Raw genomic sequence first — 15752 nt, 5'->3', positions numbered from 1 at the left:
TTAATTATTATCCTAAAAATACATTAATTTAATTCCCTATTAGAGTTTTCTTGTTGTTGTAAACATGTTTGCATAAGACTAGTAGATGGAACGTTTTTAATAGTCTGAGTTAACTCCTCAGGAATATTTTCAAAACTCTTGCCCATAACTTCTAAAACACTTTTCCCCTGTATAAGACAATTCCCTCCAAAGCTTGATTTGTTTTCTAACTTGCTAAACCTTATTTTGCTTTTCTCATCAATTTCTACTACCATTTTGTTACCATCTTTCCGTAGATAAATACTAATCTCTCCTATTTTAGTAGTAAAAAATATTTCAATACCACCTTTTAAGATATCTGTGTAATTTCTTTTTCCATCTTCTGTAATTTCAACTTTTACTATACTTTCCTCAATCTGAAATATGCCAACTTCTAAATCCTTAGCTTTTTCATTATTTAAAGTTCTCGCAGTTTCAACAATACTACCTTGTGGATACTTAATATAAAAATATTTATTATCTACTTCTACTTCAAGATCATATTTATCAATTTGCTTGTTATTTTCTTTCACAATACCTTCATATGCTAGACCCTCTAGCATTTTTTTCTTACTCTTACATTGTTCGTTAAGATCATTTAAATAATTAGAGCCGTAATATCCGCCTTCAATATCGCTATAAAAAGATAATCCTTTTTCTACCCCACCTTTTAACACTAAATTACGAGTGATCTTTTGTATGATATTTTTTGTAGTTGAATTGTGTGGATTTGCATGAAAGCGATTAATTAATTCTTCCATTTTTTCAAATATAAAATTTGTTACAGTCTTATTATCCTTACCGTAATATGAGTTTAATCTTATTCCTTGATTTAAATAACCCTCTATTATGCGTTCCATGTACTTTAAAACGCTTTCTTGCTCATCGTGTTCTGTTATACCTTTTATCATCTCATCACAAAATTTTTTAACTAGAATTTGTTCATCTGTAGTCAATGGTATTTGCAATTTCGTAGAAGATGAGTCTCGCTCAAAAAGATAAATTATTGACAATTCTTCTGCTCTTTTAATAAAGTCATAACTTCTTAGATATTCTGCAACATCTTTGTTTTTTGCGTACCTTTTCTTGATTAAATCCATATGCCTATCTTTACGACTTATAGTCGGTAATTTTGGATTTGATGAACTACTCTGTTGACTATTGAAGAAGCTGTTAGAGAAATGTTCAGGCTCTAAAATAAGATTACTTTCACCTTGTTTACCTACTTGCTTAGACATATTATATACCATAACCACTAAAACTTTTTAGTGATTACTTCAATACATAGATAAGTCAATAAAAATATCTTTTTCTCTTCAGTGCTAAAAAATTGTCAAAAATCTCAAAATTGGTTAATTGCATATAACCTACTTTCTGGTATACATCAAAACTACCGTAGAAAGCTTCAACTTTAAAAGGGATTAACAAATAAAATTCTTGTACTTTACCTCTACTAAAGTACAATCAGGCTTTATTTAATATTTTTCATGCTTGATGAAGTACATGAGGAGTGCGGGGTATTTGGCATAAGTTACAACCAAAGTGCTGCTTTTAACTCTATACTTGCTCTCCACGCTTTGCAGCATAGAGGTCAAGAGTCTTTTGGCGTAGTAACCAGTAACAACGATAAGCTGCACTCTTATCACTTTCAGGGTCAAGTGAGCAGTGTATTTGATGATATAGATGAAATAAAGAAATCCTTACCTGGAGATTGTGCAATAGGTCATGTTCGATACTCAACAAGTGGTAGTAAATTTGGAGTGCAGCCCATGTTTGGCAAAAGTGGCAAATTTGGGGATTTTGCCATAGCACATAATGGTAATTTAATTAATATTTCTCCGATACGCGAACAATTAATTAAACAAGAGTGCGTTTTTCAGTCAGATATTGATACAGAAGTAGTAGTGCATCTGACAGCAAGCGGTGAAAAAGATAGCTTTTTAGAGAGTTTTATATATGCATTAAAGCAAATACAAGGTGCTTATTCTTTTGTGGCAATCAATCAAGAAGTAGTTATTGGAGTACGTGATCCATCTGGAATCAGGCCTCTTGTTTTAGGAAAGTTAAACGGTTCTTACGTTCTTGCATCTGAAACTTGTGCTCTTGATATAATAAATGCAGAGTTTATTAGAGAAATAGAACCAGGCGAATTAGTTACCATCAGTTCGGATAGTAAGCTAGCCTCAATGTTTCCTTTCCCACAGCAAAAATCAAGTTTTTGTATTTTTGAATACGTTTACTTCTCGAGACCAGACAGCATAATGGAGAAGAGGTCCATATATGATATAAGAAAAGAAATAGGAAGAATACTTGCAGAAGAGAGCCCACCAAAAAACAATGTAGATATGGTTGTACCAATACCTGATTCTGGAATACCTGCAGCTATTGGATATGCAAAGCATTCAGGATTACCTATGGAACTGGGGATAATTCGTAATCATTACATAGGAAGAACTTTTATACAACCCACCGCTGAAGTACGTAAAGTTAGAATAAAATTAAAATTCAATGCTAATAAGCACACTTTGAAAGGCAAAAACATAATTTTAATAGATGATAGTATAGTGCGTGGTAGTACGCTCAGAAATATAATAGTTATGCTAAAGGATGCAGAAGTAAAAGAGATTCACCTCAAAATTTCAAGTCCACCAATTAAGCACTCTTGTTTTTATGGAATAGATACACCAGATTGCAAAGATTTAATTGCTGCGACTCAATCTATAGAAGAGATAAAGGAAAGTATAGGAGTAGATAGCTTAGCCTTTTTGAGTATTGATGGGCTATACAGAGCTGTTAAAGCAGAAAAACGTAACAATGCTACACCGCAATATTGTGATGCTTGTTTCACTGGTGATTATCCGATTGGTAAGTAATCTATTATTAATGAAGGTGAGGTTTTTTCTATGTTATATTAACAGTTTTAAAAATAGATTTTTTGCATAACCATATAGTTTTTGCCTGGGCGTCATTTGAGTGAAAACTACTTTACAAATTTCGTCATTCCCTTTACTATGATACTAAGAGTATTTATCCTTATTTTTGACCTGCAGGCTCAATCACAAAATCAGTAAAAAAGTCAAATATTTATTGGCAAATTACACAAAAATTATAGCGGCTTTTTTTATTTTTTCTACATTCAGCCAAAACGCGCTTGTTAGCACATTATTATAGCGCCAATTTACATTATAAAACTCGTCACACGGGGATTCTTCTGCCTTTTTTCTTCGTTTGGTAAATTTCTTAATATTTATAGCTAAAGCTTCAGGCTAGCACTTGATGCTGGGATCCAGCTTTCATTAGAAACGTTGATTACTTTTATGCTAATAATTTTACTACTCTGCCGAACGGATACAATTGAATATAGTATAGTCTTCTGTTCTGACGAGAATAGTTTTATTCCATCCATCAAAAAATGCTAAATTGAGGTATGTATCACCCTTATAGGGCTTGTGAATTTCAGTTATAATAAATTCTGAGATTAGGTTATGCTCTAAAAAAAGGTGTGCTATTTGTGCCCCACCAATCACAAAGACTTGAGAACTACTTTGAATTGACAGAAATTCTTGCATGGAAGAGACAACAGTACATTTTGGACCTCTATTAAAACACTTGTTACGGGAGAAAACAATAGGTGTACGATTCTTTAGTATGCTCTGAGGCACGGTTTCAAATGTCTTTCTTCCCATCACAATAACTTGCTTGTCGGTTACTTGACAAAAATGTTTGAATTCACTTGGATAACGCCAGGGCAAATCATTATTTATTCCAATTACCCCATTAGGGTCAACAGCCATAATTCCAATAATCTTCATCCCTCTAAGACAGCTTGGGCTACAAAAAATCGCATATGATCACGCACATTATGCACTCTAAGGAAATCAACCTTATTTTGCAGTATAGCAGATGTAGCAATTGTTTCTAAATCTCTATTAGAGGGAGATTCTATGGAAAAAGAAGAAATAAATGATTTTCTGGAATGGCCAACTAAAACCTTGCAGCCAAAATTTTGTAAAGTTTCTATACTGCGTAAAATCTGAATATTCTGATACATAGATTTGCCAAAACCAATACCAGGGTCAATAATTATTGAATTTTCATCAAAACCCAGGCCTAGTAGTTTGTTAATGCTCTTCTCTGCCCAATTATTTATGATATCAATTGGGTCAGTGTCATGTGGAATAATATTGTCCTTATGTGGTGGTATCGAAAGTGAATGCATAATAACGACACTACACCCACTGCTAGCAACTTCTTTTAAGGTATTACTACTCAGATCTCCCTTCTGATCATTTACCCAGGCAATATTGTAGTGCTTCAAAACGTTTAAAATAACGTCTGGCCAAAAACTATCAATGCTGACTTCAATATCACCATTTTTCATATAGTCGCTAAGATTATCAAGTACTGGTTTTAGACGTTCATACTCTTCCTCTGGCGTCTTTATTGAAGCTCCAGGCCTTGTTGATTGAGCTCCAAGATCAACTATGCTTGCACCATCTGATACCAACTGCAATGCCTGCTTGGTTGCTCGATTCGCATCATAATAAAGACCACCATCTGAAAATGAATCAGGGGTAATATTGACGATACCCATAAGCTTTGGTGAAAGCGTAAAACTCTTTGAAAAACAGTCTTGAACATTGAAAGCAAAGGTTTTGTTAACCATTGCCATCAAGTGGAGCAAAAATGGTCTATTTACTAATTCTGGGTGAGGAATTTTAAGGTCAGGTATATCAAGCGTTAGATCATCCCATAACAAAATATCTAAATCAATAACACGAGGTGCCCATTTTTCGTAGACTTGTGGACGACCAATATCACATTCGATTTGTTTTAAGCCTTTTAGTAGCTCCTCAGGAGAAGAAGAACAACTTCCATAGACAATCATGTTGAGAAATGGCTTGTTCCAATCAGGTGGAGCACCATTTGGTAAAATAGCCTTAGTTTCTAGAATGATCGAAGACTTTAAGTCTTTTAAATAGCGCTTCTTTAGTAACTCAGTAGCTCCTTGTAAATGGGAAAGGCGATTCCCTATATTTGATCCAATAGAAATATAGATCATTCTTGCAATTCATTACAGTAAGTAAAAAAAACGCCCCCATGCACACCAGGAACTGGTGGTGCGATTTTGTGAGTAGTCACCCTGACAGAAGAAATAATATGCTTCTTTCGCAGCAAAAGGTTATTAATGGCTCTGTATATCTCATGAGTTAAATGCTCGATTAAATTAAATTGCTTGCCCTGAACAAGAGATTGAATATTTTGCACTACTTCCAAATAGCAGATAGTATCTTTAAGTTGATCAGTTGTAAGCCCTGAAGGAGGAGATTTAAAAGTGAAATCAACGTCAATACTCACCAATTGGGGAGAAAACTTCTCTTCTGCACTACATCCCAAATGAACCCAAAGCCGTAAATCAGATATAAGAAGATTACATGCTACCACTGAATTTAGTATCTACTTATAATTAATGACAAACATCAACATTCATCATGCCATCAAGAAAACCCCATAAGAATTTTGCTCCTTTTTCAGCGCCTTGCATAACTTTCTCTTGTTCTTCTTCGTTTAAATCTGCAATAAGGTTTGCACATTCTTCAGAATGCCACTCATCAGCTTCCATATGAACGGTAAAAAATTTGAGAGAACGCTCATCATTTATTGAATAGTGTTTTTTCAGACCTTCAATTTTAGACTTAGAAACCTCTGGAGTTTGACGTTCATAAGCGTACAGAGCTCCAAGACCTGCTGCAAAATCTGATTTTACAATGTCAAAATAACCATCAACTAATTCTCGTGTCTCCTTAATTTGTGCATTTTCACAAAGTTCTGAACGTGCTACTCCCAGTCCTTCAGCAAAACGCTGCCATAATTCTGGGTGATTCTCGTCGCCTTGTTCTTCCTCTATTAAATTACCAAGTAAAACTTGCCGCATTTTCAAATTCGGACACAAGGAATGTATACCGCTGATATAACGAGGAAAAGCAGCAACATGGTGATAATATTCCTTAGCGTAGGTTTGCAGAGCCTGCAGGCTTAAGCTACCTTCATTCCATGACTCGTAAAACGGGTGTTTTAATAAGTGTAAACTATCTAATTGATTATTAAGTGATTGAACAAATGTCATAAATAAACAGTAAATTGTTTTAGGCTACGTTTAGGTTTATCAAATGTCAAGAGGCATTTCTCACTACTACTTTAATTCCGATAAATATAAAGATAGATACGCTATAAGTTAATTTTTTAGTAAAATTGATTTTTTCTAAAATTTCATGTATTATTAAATCAATATAGTGAAAAACGCAAAATGAAAGTAACAGAAGAAAATACAATAAAAATTAGGGAAGAGTTCGTAGAAGTTCAAAATGGAATGCGAATTCAAAAGATAGTGATGTCAAACTCGAAGAGCAGTGCAGATAGCAGAAAGAAAAAGCATATAGTTTACTTTCCAGGGCTTACATATACTTTTGAAAAAGAGCCAAATGAAGACAAAAGTGAATGGAATTGGGCAGCTAAAGCAGGTATGGATGTTCACCTTATTAATTTTCCTGGTTCTGGAAAAAGCAAAGGCCATTCTTTAAACGGTCGAAATCGAGTAAATGCAGGAATTGGAGTCATTTCAGATCTTCTAAAGCAAGGCATTCACCCAGACAATATAGTACTGTATGGAAGCTGTGCTGGAGGACCAATAGCTGCGGAGGTTTATAAAAAGTTTAAAAAAGACGACAATATTCATTTAAGATGCATTATCAATAAATCCTTTAGCTCATTCAAAAAACTTGTAGTGAAATTACTACACATATCAAAACCTAAATGGCTATTTCCTCCTATAATAAAATTCATACTCAAATGCTTTGGTTGGCACTTTAAGCCACACACAATAGTAAACGACATTACTCCATACACAATTTGTTTTAACTTAGAGAACGATGGCTTTATTAGTAAGCAGGCAAATATAGGTACTAAAATTGCTGACATAGAAAAAAGTCATAGGAAAAAAAACTACCAAAAAAAAGAAACTTTTGAAGGTTTTGAGCAATATAAAGAGTTTTTTATGGAGTATGCCAACTTAGCTAAAATAAAAAACCTTGAACCTGAAGTTGGAGTAATGAGAAAATGCTGGAATAAGTTTCTATCGTTACTACCTATTAAGGCAGATGATATTCACTTTTCTCCGATTACAGAATTGTGCTCATCAAGTGAACATAAATACACTCTTCCTGAGTTAATTTCACTCTTTTTAGAATCCACAGATAATTATTTTGAAAAGAAGGGCTCGCTCAATCAAGAGATAAAAACAGAAGTGATATTTGAAAAGAATAGTGAAAAAGAAATAGAGGAAAAGAAACAGTATTTTACCAATTTAAAGAATTATTCAATAAGTCAGAGTATACCTCAAAAGCTAACATACCCGCAAATATTGAAATAAGTGTTTCTTTTGTGATTAAAAAAACATTGCATCTAGAGTATCTGCCATAAGTGATAATTTTGTGCTTTCATCATAGAGATTGTTTTCACTAGCTGCTAATTTCTCACTAATTTGTGGATAAAGTTTAGAAACGTACTTCTCATAGCATTTATCTAGGCATTCTTGGTCTGTCCGTTTTGTTTTGTAGGAATAGCATTTCTGCTTACATTGATTATATCTAAATTCAATCCCTTTCTCTTTGTTTGATGCTTGTTGTTCCATAATATTCTTTAATTTAAATAATATTAATATTAGCATACAAATATGAACATTATGTTAATATCATTACTTTTTAGGTATACATGGCAAATTTATGCCTGGAAACAGTTTTTCCTACACTTTCTTTATAAAAACCAAAGGCGCCAGTTGGTTTTTATTAGCTAAGGTAAAGGTCAAATATCTGGAATTCTGGACATAAAATCCTCCTGTATAAATTAGAAAAAAATGCAGCGCACATATGACAGAAGTGTGTATACGCTGAAAAAGATACGCTACGTTTTTTATTGAAAAGTTAATTGAAAGTCTGCAGACAAATTTGAGCTCTTAAAATATCTCTAATTGTCATTATAATCAGATTCAAAATACGCGGAAGTAATTTTTTTTGACAATAGATTTCTTTCATAACCAGGCGTCATCCCAGCTGGGATCCAATAAGAAAAACGCGCTGGAACTTTTGAATTCCAGTTATGCAAGGAATCTAATATCATGGAGTTTTCAAACACTAACAACCAAGTACTTTAATAAGGCAAAAAGCTTATCTAAGAGAGTAGGCCTTGCAATTGTATCAATAGTGGTGGGATTGGTAGGACTCGAACCTACGACCAATTCGTTATGAGCGAACTGCTCTAACCGACTGAGCTACAATCCCTTTTATCAACACCTATAATACACGCAAAAGGAAATTTGTCTACTCGCTTATTTCACTATCAACCCAACTGTGTAAATCATTTATTGCGCCAATTTTGCGTGCAATTTCCTTGCCATCTTGAAATATGATTAAAGTAGGTATAGATTGAACTCCATACTTACTTGGCACCTCAGTTTCTCCATCTATGTCGAACTTGCAGATCTTGATCTTGTCTTTTCTATCCTTGGCTAACTGCTCGATACGTGGCATCAGACTTTTGCATGGTCCACACCATTCTGCCCAAAAATCTACCAGCACAAATCCTTTGTGGTTAGCAACTTCAGATTCGAAATTTTGATCATTTACCGCTTTAATATCATCACTCATAAAATACCTAAATTTTTATAAATATAGCGTATCAATTAACAGCTGATCAACTAAATTTTTCTGGATTCAAGTGAAGTGATTACATATGATGATTAAAGATATCTACACTCCCCCAACCCATTGAATCTAGCTCAATACGAGTAGGAAGAAATTCAAAGCACTTTTCGGCTAATTCTTTTCTATTTTCACGTTCTAGCATTAAATCTAGCTTTTCCTTTATTTTATGGAGATATAAAACATCAGATGCAGCATAACTTTTTTGCTTGTCTGTTAAAATTTCATTTCCCCAATCAGAAGATTGTTGTTGCTTATTTAATTTTATATCAAGTAGTTCTAAGCACAACTCTTTTAAGCTATGATTATCTGTGTAGGTGCGAACTAAACGTGAGGCTATTTTCGTGCAATAGCAAGGCAGTGCCCAAGTTTGCAGGTAGTAATGTATTATACTCACATCAAATCGCGCAAAGTGAAATATTTTGGTTATATTTTTATCCTCCAATATTTTTCTCAAATTTGGAGCTGTATAATCGTTTTTGAATTGAATCAAATGAGCGTTGCCATCACCAAAAGAAAGCTGCACAAGGCATAATCTATCTCTGCTATGCAGTAGCCCCATTGCCTCTGTATCAACAGCTATAGATTTTATATCATTCGGTATTGCACTGGCTGGCAGGTCGTCTTTATATACAAATATTCTCATAAATTTAATATATTTTATGACACATATAATAATCAAAAATGAGTTTTAAGTATACGAAAAGATCATAGAAAATTGGCTCTCATGATTTTCATGCATGTAGGGTTTACAAATTGTAATATGTACCTATAATTAGAAGTAGAATCTAAGCAGAATTTAACTGCGGGAGTAGCTCAGTTGGTAGAGCGCAACCTTGCCAAGGTTGAGGTCGAGGGTTCGAACCCCTTCTCCCGCTCTTTAATTTTAACATAAAAAATTTCCTTCCCCTGTTCAACTAGTTCAGCTATACTCAAAGTAGCTAAAAGTTTTTTAGAAATTTATTATTTAGGGGGGGGATATGAAAAAAGATGATGTTATAGCCTATTTAATAGCTTTAGGCATAGGAGCAACAATAGGAGCACTTACAGGTTTGGGAATCAGTTTTACAGCTCTGTCACCTTTGGTGATGGGTGGAATTGTTGCTGCAATTCCGGCAGCCTTACTTGCATGTCTGATAATCTCTATTAGAGGACTCTCCAAAGAAACCTTTTTTCAGAATGCTTGTTTTTGTGCTGTAGGTACTGCAATTGGAGTTGGTCTTGCTGCAGCTGCAATGGCTATTTTCCCTGGTGTAACTCTTGGAATGGGATCTGCAGCTTTAGCAGGTGCAATAATAGCGTCCATATCAGCAATCGCAGGGACAATTGCAACAGATTATATTATTGAACCAATAGCTAAAAAAGTGAATGAATATATCATATCACCTATAGTTGAAAAAGTTGGAAAATGTTTTTCTTCAAAAGAGGAAGAAAACGGGCTAGTTAAAGAATAATTAAAAAAAGTTGTTTGACGTTAACGTTTAGTTTTCTTTATAATTTCCTTTGTGAAAGAAGAAAAATGCTTATTTGTAACGATAGCTGGTTTGCCAAATGCTGGAAAGTCAACGCTAATTAACAGCATCGTAGGCAAGAAAATTGCAATTGTCACTCCTAAGGTGCAGACAACAAGGACGCAGGTAAGGGGTGTTGCTATATGCAACAATGCGCAAATTGTTTTTACTGACTCTCCGGGAGTGTTTTCAGCAGAAACAAATCTTGAAAAAGCTTTAGTCAAATCTGCATGGGGAGCAGTTAAGGATAGTGACATTACTTTGTTGCTTGTTGATGTAAACAATTACCTAAAAAATATAGAAAGAATAAAAACGATATTTGCACGACTGGAGCGCACAAAAGGCAGGTGCATTTTGGTTATCAATAAAACTGATTTAGTAAAGAAATCAGGGCTCAAGATGGCACATGAGCACCTAAATTTGCTTTATAAGTTTGAAAAAATTTTTACGATCTCGGCACTGAAGAATGATGGACTTTCTGATCTGACTAGTTACTTGTCTGAAATTGCACCGATAGGCCCTTGGTTTTATGAAAAAGATCAAATAACTGATTCCTCAGCTGATTTTTTATCAGCGGAAATTACGAGAGAAAAGTTATTCTTGAACCTACGTGAAGAATTGCCATACTCTACAGCTGTTATAACTGAACAATTTGAGGAAAAAAAAGATAAGAGTTTAGTCATAAAACAGATCATATTTGTATTGAAAGATAATCATAAGAAAATAGTGCTAGGAAAAGACGGCAGTAGCATAAAAAAAATTAATATCGAGGCGCGTACAGAATTGGAAAAGTTATTTGAGTGTAAAGTTCATCTCTTTTTGTTCGTAAAAGTGCGACCTTGGACTGATCGCCCTGAGGAATATATAAGTAATGCTTAATTCTTTGTTGGTATTTGATATTGAAACTATACCAGATGTAAATTCCTGCAAGAATTTACTAAATATTAGTGATGATAGCAGTGTAGAAGAAAAGAGGAACGCATTAACAAAATATCATCTTGAAATAACAAACGGGCAAAACTCTTTTCTGCGTCAGCCCTTCCACCTTGTTGTAGTCATTAGTTTTTTACTTTGTAATATAACACGCCAGAGCGGTTATGAAATGTTCACACTACAAGAAATAAGATCTGGAGGCACAGTAAACTCCAATGAAAAAGAGCTAGTAAAGGGATTTTTTAACTACATATCAGAGAAAAAGCCAAGACTAGTTTCGTTCAATGGACGCACTTTTGATATACCGGTACTGAAGTACCGTGCTATGGTTCATGGCATTCAAGCAGAATATTTTCACAAAGCTGGCGATAAGTGGAATAGTTACAATCAGAGGTACAGTAGTGATTGGCATTGTGATTTGCTTGAATCTCTCTCTGATTTTGGAGCTTCTGCAAGAATGAAGATGAACGAAGTTTGCGCAGCATTTAACCTTCCCGGTAAGATTGGAGTTGATGGTTCACAAGTTATGGACTTATATGATAGTGGCAAAATACAAGAGATTCGCGATTATTGTGAAACAGATGTGATTAACACTTATTTGATTTATTTGAGGTTTATGCATCATCAAGGAAGAATTACTACAGAAAGCTATAATAAGAGCATAGAAGAACTGCTTTTAGAATGCGAAAAAAAAGAACACCTAAAGAAATTTAAAGAAGAATGGAAAATAACTTCTGGTGAAAATTTTTATATTGAATTTAAATGAATAGATGCTTACAGAGCAATCTAATGATTGCTCTGTATAGTAGTTATAAACTCCTTACAGTAGACAAGGAATCCTCATATCCTATCTGCTTAACTTCTGCTTGTTCAAGCTGAGAAAAATTTTTATTTTTTACTTCTTCGAAAAAGTTTTGTCCACCAAGGATATAATTACCTAAATTAGCAGCATAATATTGAACGTTACCTAAAACTGCACAGTTAATTCGGCTTAATATTCTCGAAGGGTAGTAAAAGAGAGAAACGTTATTGTTTGATCGGAAGTCATTTTCATCCATTATTTTAATGGCTTCATGATAACCATCCATTTGATGAACAAAATATCCTTCAGGTACTGATATTCTCAATTGTGCACCTACATGAGCATAACCACAAATACCAGGTGATACCGCTGGTACTGGGTCTTGTCTATGTTGAGTTACTCTAATGGTTTTTTCTTGAAGAACATCATTATAAAATTCACTAGCAGTAAGATCAAAAACTCGTGGATCACCAAAAGTTGCAACATGGACATCTTCAGCTCCTTCTGTTTTGTTTAGGCATAAAGCAGCTATCTTGGCAATAGCTCCTCCCATACTGTGACCTGTGAGATTAATTTTAAAATCTTTGATTTTTGATCCTTGTTTTTCAGCATGAGATTTCAAAATGCCATAAAGATTAGGCCATGAATCCGTAAATGAATTATAAAATCCTCTATGCATTCTTCCACCTTCAGGTAAAAATTCTGAAGTAGTAAAAAGTACATTTATATCAGTAAGTCCATCATTTGCACCATGGCTCAGACGAGTACCGTGGTAAGCTATTGTTATTTCTTTATCTTTTATGAAAACATGACCAGCGTCTTTTTCAAAGCTATTACCAAATGGAATAATTTCATAACCTTCGCTGATGAGTTCAGCTCTAGTTTTATACATTTTTTCAGTAGATGGAACAATTTCAAAATCTTCTACAATTTCAAATTCAGTTTTGTATACTCTTTGAGCTAGATTGTTACATCTTTTTTTACTTAATTTATCATCATCATCGCCATAGCTTATATTGCAGAAATTACCCATTTCTAATAATTTCTCTCGATCAAATCCTGCAATTTTTACAATACTTTCATCTATTTTATAGTCAGAAGGTAAAGAACATGGCTCATTTGGATCAGCACGATTTATAAATTCATAATCTTCAATGATCTCAAATTCATCATCATATCCTTTCATCTCACATTTTCCGTCATCTACTGAAATGGCTCTTGACTGTTCAGGTTTATCTAATTGTGAATCTATACCAGCACCTGTGGTGCTAAACCAATTGCGTAAAAAACTAAAATCCATAAATACCTTAATTATTAACAGCTAAACAATAATTTACTAACTATAATACAAACTAATATTATTGTCAACACTTTTTATTAATATTTTAATTTTCTCGCTTTGAGTAAATTTTACTTCCATAGAATAAGTATAGAGTTATAATACACTAACAAGCAAACCTCTGTACTAAATTTTGGTTAATATACACGTTGAGCGTATTAAGAAAGTTGCTTTTAAAGTATTGCATTTTACTTTTATTTTCGCTATAAGGTTGCTTTAAGTTGGATTTTCAACACCTTTATACTATTTATGTTATGATTTTAAAATTTTTTGGGGGCACTTCATGAAAAAATCTATTTATACTAGAACTGCTCTAGCTTCTCTATTGACTTTATGTTCTTTCAGTGGCTTTGCTGCTGACTTTTCTGACGAGAGTATGAAGGAAGTAAAAAAGCAAGAGAGTAACGAGTCAATCAAAACTTCTGGAAAGATGGAAGTGATGAAGACGTCAAATAAGAAACTAAAAGAAAAAATGGACAGGATATGTAATGCTGATCCAAGAAAAAAAGCTGAGGAGCTTAAGAAAAAAGAAGAATTAAGATTAGCAGCTGAGCAGAAGAAAAAAGAGGAGTTAAAATTAGCAGCTGAACAAAAGAAGAAAAAAGAAGAGTTAAAATTAGTAGCAAAACAAAAGAAAAAAGATGAAATTAGGCTAGCAAATGAGAAAAAAGCAAAACTTATAGGAGATTCAAAAGCGAAAGCCCTGAAAGTTAAAAATTCTAATGTAGAAAAGTCAAAAATTAAGGGTTCTAAAACTAAGAATGCTAAAATTGAAGCTAAAGATATAAAAAAGGATGTAAAAGTTGTTAACAGCAATACAGAGGAAAAAGGTAAGGCAAGTCCTGTTGTTTCAGTTGGTGGTATTGATATTATCAATACCAATCAAGGGGATGGTTTAAGAATAACTTTCGGTGGCGTTGTTGATTCTCAAGGTTATGGTAACCATGGGCTAAGTGGCTATAACCATTATAATGTTATGCCAGGTAAATCTACAGATTATTTTAACAATACTCCAGATAGTATAAAAGGAGCAAATCCAATATTTCCTAAAGGGATAGGGAATATTGGTGATTACAGTGAAAACATGGGCATGATTTCAGATGCAATATTGCACTTAAGAGCTGAAAATAAAAATGAGGATATTGGTCTTCGTTATGGTGCCGATGTACAATTCCATGTTCCAGTTACTGAAGGTAAAGGAGCTTCACAAGGCGTGAATGCTGCAAGAGGTAGAAGTGCACATGTGTTTTTGAATTCAAAATATGGTGATCTGAAACTTGGCTATCAGTTTGGTCCTGAGTCTCTGATGAGACTTGATGCAACAAGAATTGCAACTGTTGATGGAGCTGCAGATAGTGACTGGTTCAGAAAAGTAAACTTAGAAGGAAGTGCTGCAAACTTCCCATTTTACGTAACACCACGTCTTTACACTGAAAGCTTCTCGAGCGAGAGCGAAAAACTCTCCTTCCGTATGGCAGGAAAATACAACAAAGAGGTTATGACCACATTGCCATTTAGAGCTGCTTACTACTCGCCGAATTATATGGGTGCAAGATTTGGTCTTAGCTACTCACCTCGCTACGATAGTGGTTTATCCGTTGTAAAAGAAATAGCTCCAGATTTCCTCAAAGATTCAAGTAATAAGGTAACAGGGGTAAAGAATGAGGAAACGTTAAGACATGTTGGACCAGATTACCAGCATATAATAAGTGCTGGTGCGTCATATGAATATGACTTTAGTAAACATAATGTAAAAGTTAAAACTTCCGTAGTTGGTGAATATGGGTTTTCAAAGCAACCGAGTAAAGATAAGCATCTTTATAAGGAATTTGTAGAGTACAATGACCTGATGGGTGTTAATTTGGGTGTAAGCGCTGATTATAAGATTGATGAAGGTCAAAATATAAAATTCGCTGCTTCTTTTGCATATTTAGGCAAATCTGGTCAACCGAAGAGTATCAAGGAACTCAACCCTACTTCAAAAGAATATAAAGAGACTACTGATATTGCTAGAAAAAATGGCTTAAAGCAATTTAATGACAAGGACACCATGTATTGGACTGCAGGTGCTGGTTATCAATATGAGAATGTTTATACAAGCTTGACATACTTTGGCAGTACAATGAATGATAAAGATATGCTTCATGATGTTGCACTTGGTGTTCAGTATGATCTATCTTCTTGCAATAAGAGCAAGTTTGTTCCTTATGCAGCCTTACATTATTTTATGACTGATGAAAAAGGTGTGCTGAAAGATCAAAAGGGTACTGATGTACCTTCTAACCAAGGAATTCTTCTACTAACTGGTGTGAAGTTTTCTTTCTAATTTGTTCTAGTAATACACACCACAACTTGAATGTGGTGTGTGTTTTCACTATGCACTTTCAAAATGT

The 15752-nt window shown here is 34.1% G+C and carries 15 protein-coding genes and 2 tRNA genes; 7 read left to right on the top strand and 10 right to left on the bottom strand.

The annotated features are described in order from the left end of the window. Nucleotides 1-23: 23 nt before the first annotated feature. On the bottom strand, nucleotides 24-1256 hold the full coding sequence (locus tag OPR30_RS00780) for a hypothetical protein (protein WP_265030816.1): 1233 nt from the start codon (nucleotides 1254-1256) through the stop codon (nucleotides 24-26). A 249-nt stretch (nucleotides 1257-1505) separates the two neighbouring features. On the opposite strand from OPR30_RS00780, the gene purF reads away from it, so the two are divergent. Continuing rightward, nucleotides 1506-2891 (top strand): amidophosphoribosyltransferase, encoded by a 1386-nt coding sequence (gene purF / locus OPR30_RS00775; RefSeq protein ID WP_265030815.1) that lies wholly within the window; start codon nucleotides 1506-1508, stop codon nucleotides 2889-2891. A gap of 459 nt (nucleotides 2892-3350) precedes the next feature. On the opposite strand, the gene OPR30_RS00770 is transcribed toward purF, so the two are convergent. Genes OPR30_RS00770 through OPR30_RS00755 form a run of 4 tightly spaced genes read right to left on the bottom strand, consistent with a single transcriptional unit; the run spans nucleotide 3351 to nucleotide 6145 of the window. Then, nucleotides 3351-3830 (bottom strand): dihydrofolate reductase, encoded by a 480-nt coding sequence (locus OPR30_RS00770; protein WP_052264777.1) that lies wholly within the window; start codon nucleotides 3828-3830, stop codon nucleotides 3351-3353. Then, nucleotides 3827-5080, bottom strand: a complete 1254-nt coding sequence (folP, locus tag OPR30_RS00765) for a dihydropteroate synthase (RefSeq protein WP_265030813.1) — start codon at nucleotides 5078-5080, stop codon at nucleotides 3827-3829. The genes OPR30_RS00770 and folP overlap by 4 nt, the downstream gene beginning before the upstream one ends. Further along, nucleotides 5077-5463, bottom strand: a complete 387-nt coding sequence (locus OPR30_RS00760) for a dihydroneopterin aldolase (protein WP_143689820.1) — start codon at nucleotides 5461-5463, stop codon at nucleotides 5077-5079. The genes folP and OPR30_RS00760 overlap by 4 nt, the downstream gene beginning before the upstream one ends. Nucleotides 5464-5485: 22 nt before the next feature. After that, nucleotides 5486-6145, bottom strand: coding sequence for a CADD family putative folate metabolism protein (locus OPR30_RS00755; protein WP_265030811.1), 660 nt, complete (start codon nucleotides 6143-6145; stop codon nucleotides 5486-5488). Nucleotides 6146-6325: 180 nt separating this feature from the next. Between OPR30_RS00755 and OPR30_RS00750 the strand changes: the two genes are divergently transcribed. Then, a complete protein-coding gene (locus tag OPR30_RS00750) occupies nucleotides 6326-7447 on the top strand; it encodes an alpha/beta hydrolase (RefSeq protein ID WP_265030808.1) in 1122 nt (373 codons plus the stop codon). A gap of 15 nt (nucleotides 7448-7462) precedes the next feature. Here the strand turns inward: OPR30_RS00750 and OPR30_RS00745 are convergent, their stop codons facing one another. From OPR30_RS00745 to OPR30_RS00730, 4 genes are all read right to left on the bottom strand, one after another. Then, nucleotides 7463-7708: a hypothetical protein gene (locus OPR30_RS00745; RefSeq protein ID WP_265030806.1), complete on the bottom strand. Its 246-nt coding sequence runs from the start codon at nucleotides 7706-7708 to the stop codon at nucleotides 7463-7465. 569 nt (nucleotides 7709-8277) lie between these two features. Beyond that, nucleotides 8278-8354: transfer RNA gene (locus OPR30_RS00740), tRNA-Ile, on the bottom strand. A gap of 39 nt (nucleotides 8355-8393) precedes the next feature. Next, nucleotides 8394-8720, bottom strand: a complete 327-nt coding sequence (gene trxA, locus OPR30_RS00735; protein ID WP_064085368.1) for a thioredoxin — start codon at nucleotides 8718-8720, stop codon at nucleotides 8394-8396. A 79-nt stretch (nucleotides 8721-8799) separates the two neighbouring features. Further along, nucleotides 8800-9420: a ribonuclease D gene (locus tag OPR30_RS00730; RefSeq protein WP_265030804.1), complete on the bottom strand. Its 621-nt coding sequence runs from the start codon at nucleotides 9418-9420 to the stop codon at nucleotides 8800-8802. Between the two features lie 159 nt (nucleotides 9421-9579). Between OPR30_RS00730 and OPR30_RS00725 the strand changes: the two genes are divergently transcribed. From OPR30_RS00725 to OPR30_RS00710, 4 genes are all read left to right on the top strand, one after another. Continuing rightward, nucleotides 9580-9652, top strand: a tRNA-Gly gene (locus OPR30_RS00725). A gap of 102 nt (nucleotides 9653-9754) precedes the next feature. Continuing rightward, entirely contained in the window at nucleotides 9755-10228 is a 474-nt protein-coding gene (locus OPR30_RS00720; RefSeq protein ID WP_265030802.1) for a hypothetical protein, read from the top strand. A 51-nt stretch (nucleotides 10229-10279) separates the two neighbouring features. Continuing rightward, nucleotides 10280-11164, top strand: coding sequence for a GTPase Era (gene era, locus OPR30_RS00715; RefSeq protein WP_265027674.1), 885 nt, complete (start codon nucleotides 10280-10282; stop codon nucleotides 11162-11164). Continuing rightward, nucleotides 11157-11984, top strand: coding sequence for a 3'-5' exonuclease (locus OPR30_RS00710; RefSeq protein ID WP_019236725.1), 828 nt, complete (start codon nucleotides 11157-11159; stop codon nucleotides 11982-11984). The genes era and OPR30_RS00710 overlap by 8 nt, the downstream gene beginning before the upstream one ends. A 43-nt stretch (nucleotides 11985-12027) precedes the next feature. Here the strand turns inward: OPR30_RS00710 and OPR30_RS00705 are convergent, their stop codons facing one another. Beyond that, nucleotides 12028-13320, bottom strand: a complete 1293-nt coding sequence (locus OPR30_RS00705) for a lipase family protein (RefSeq protein WP_265030800.1) — start codon at nucleotides 13318-13320, stop codon at nucleotides 12028-12030. Nucleotides 13321-13642: 322 nt separating this feature from the next. Between OPR30_RS00705 and OPR30_RS00700 the strand changes: the two genes are divergently transcribed. After that, a complete protein-coding gene (locus OPR30_RS00700) occupies nucleotides 13643-15685 on the top strand; it encodes a WD0745 family porin (RefSeq protein WP_265030798.1) in 2043 nt (680 codons plus the stop codon). Nucleotides 15686-15752: the final 67 nt, after the last annotated feature.

The organism is Wolbachia endosymbiont (group B) of Athalia cordata (assembly GCF_947251845.1).
Taxonomy (GTDB): Bacteria; Pseudomonadota; Alphaproteobacteria; order Rickettsiales; family Anaplasmataceae; genus Wolbachia.
The sequence above is the reverse complement of the archived record's forward strand: the minus strand, read 5'-3'. Positions and strand labels throughout refer to the sequence as shown.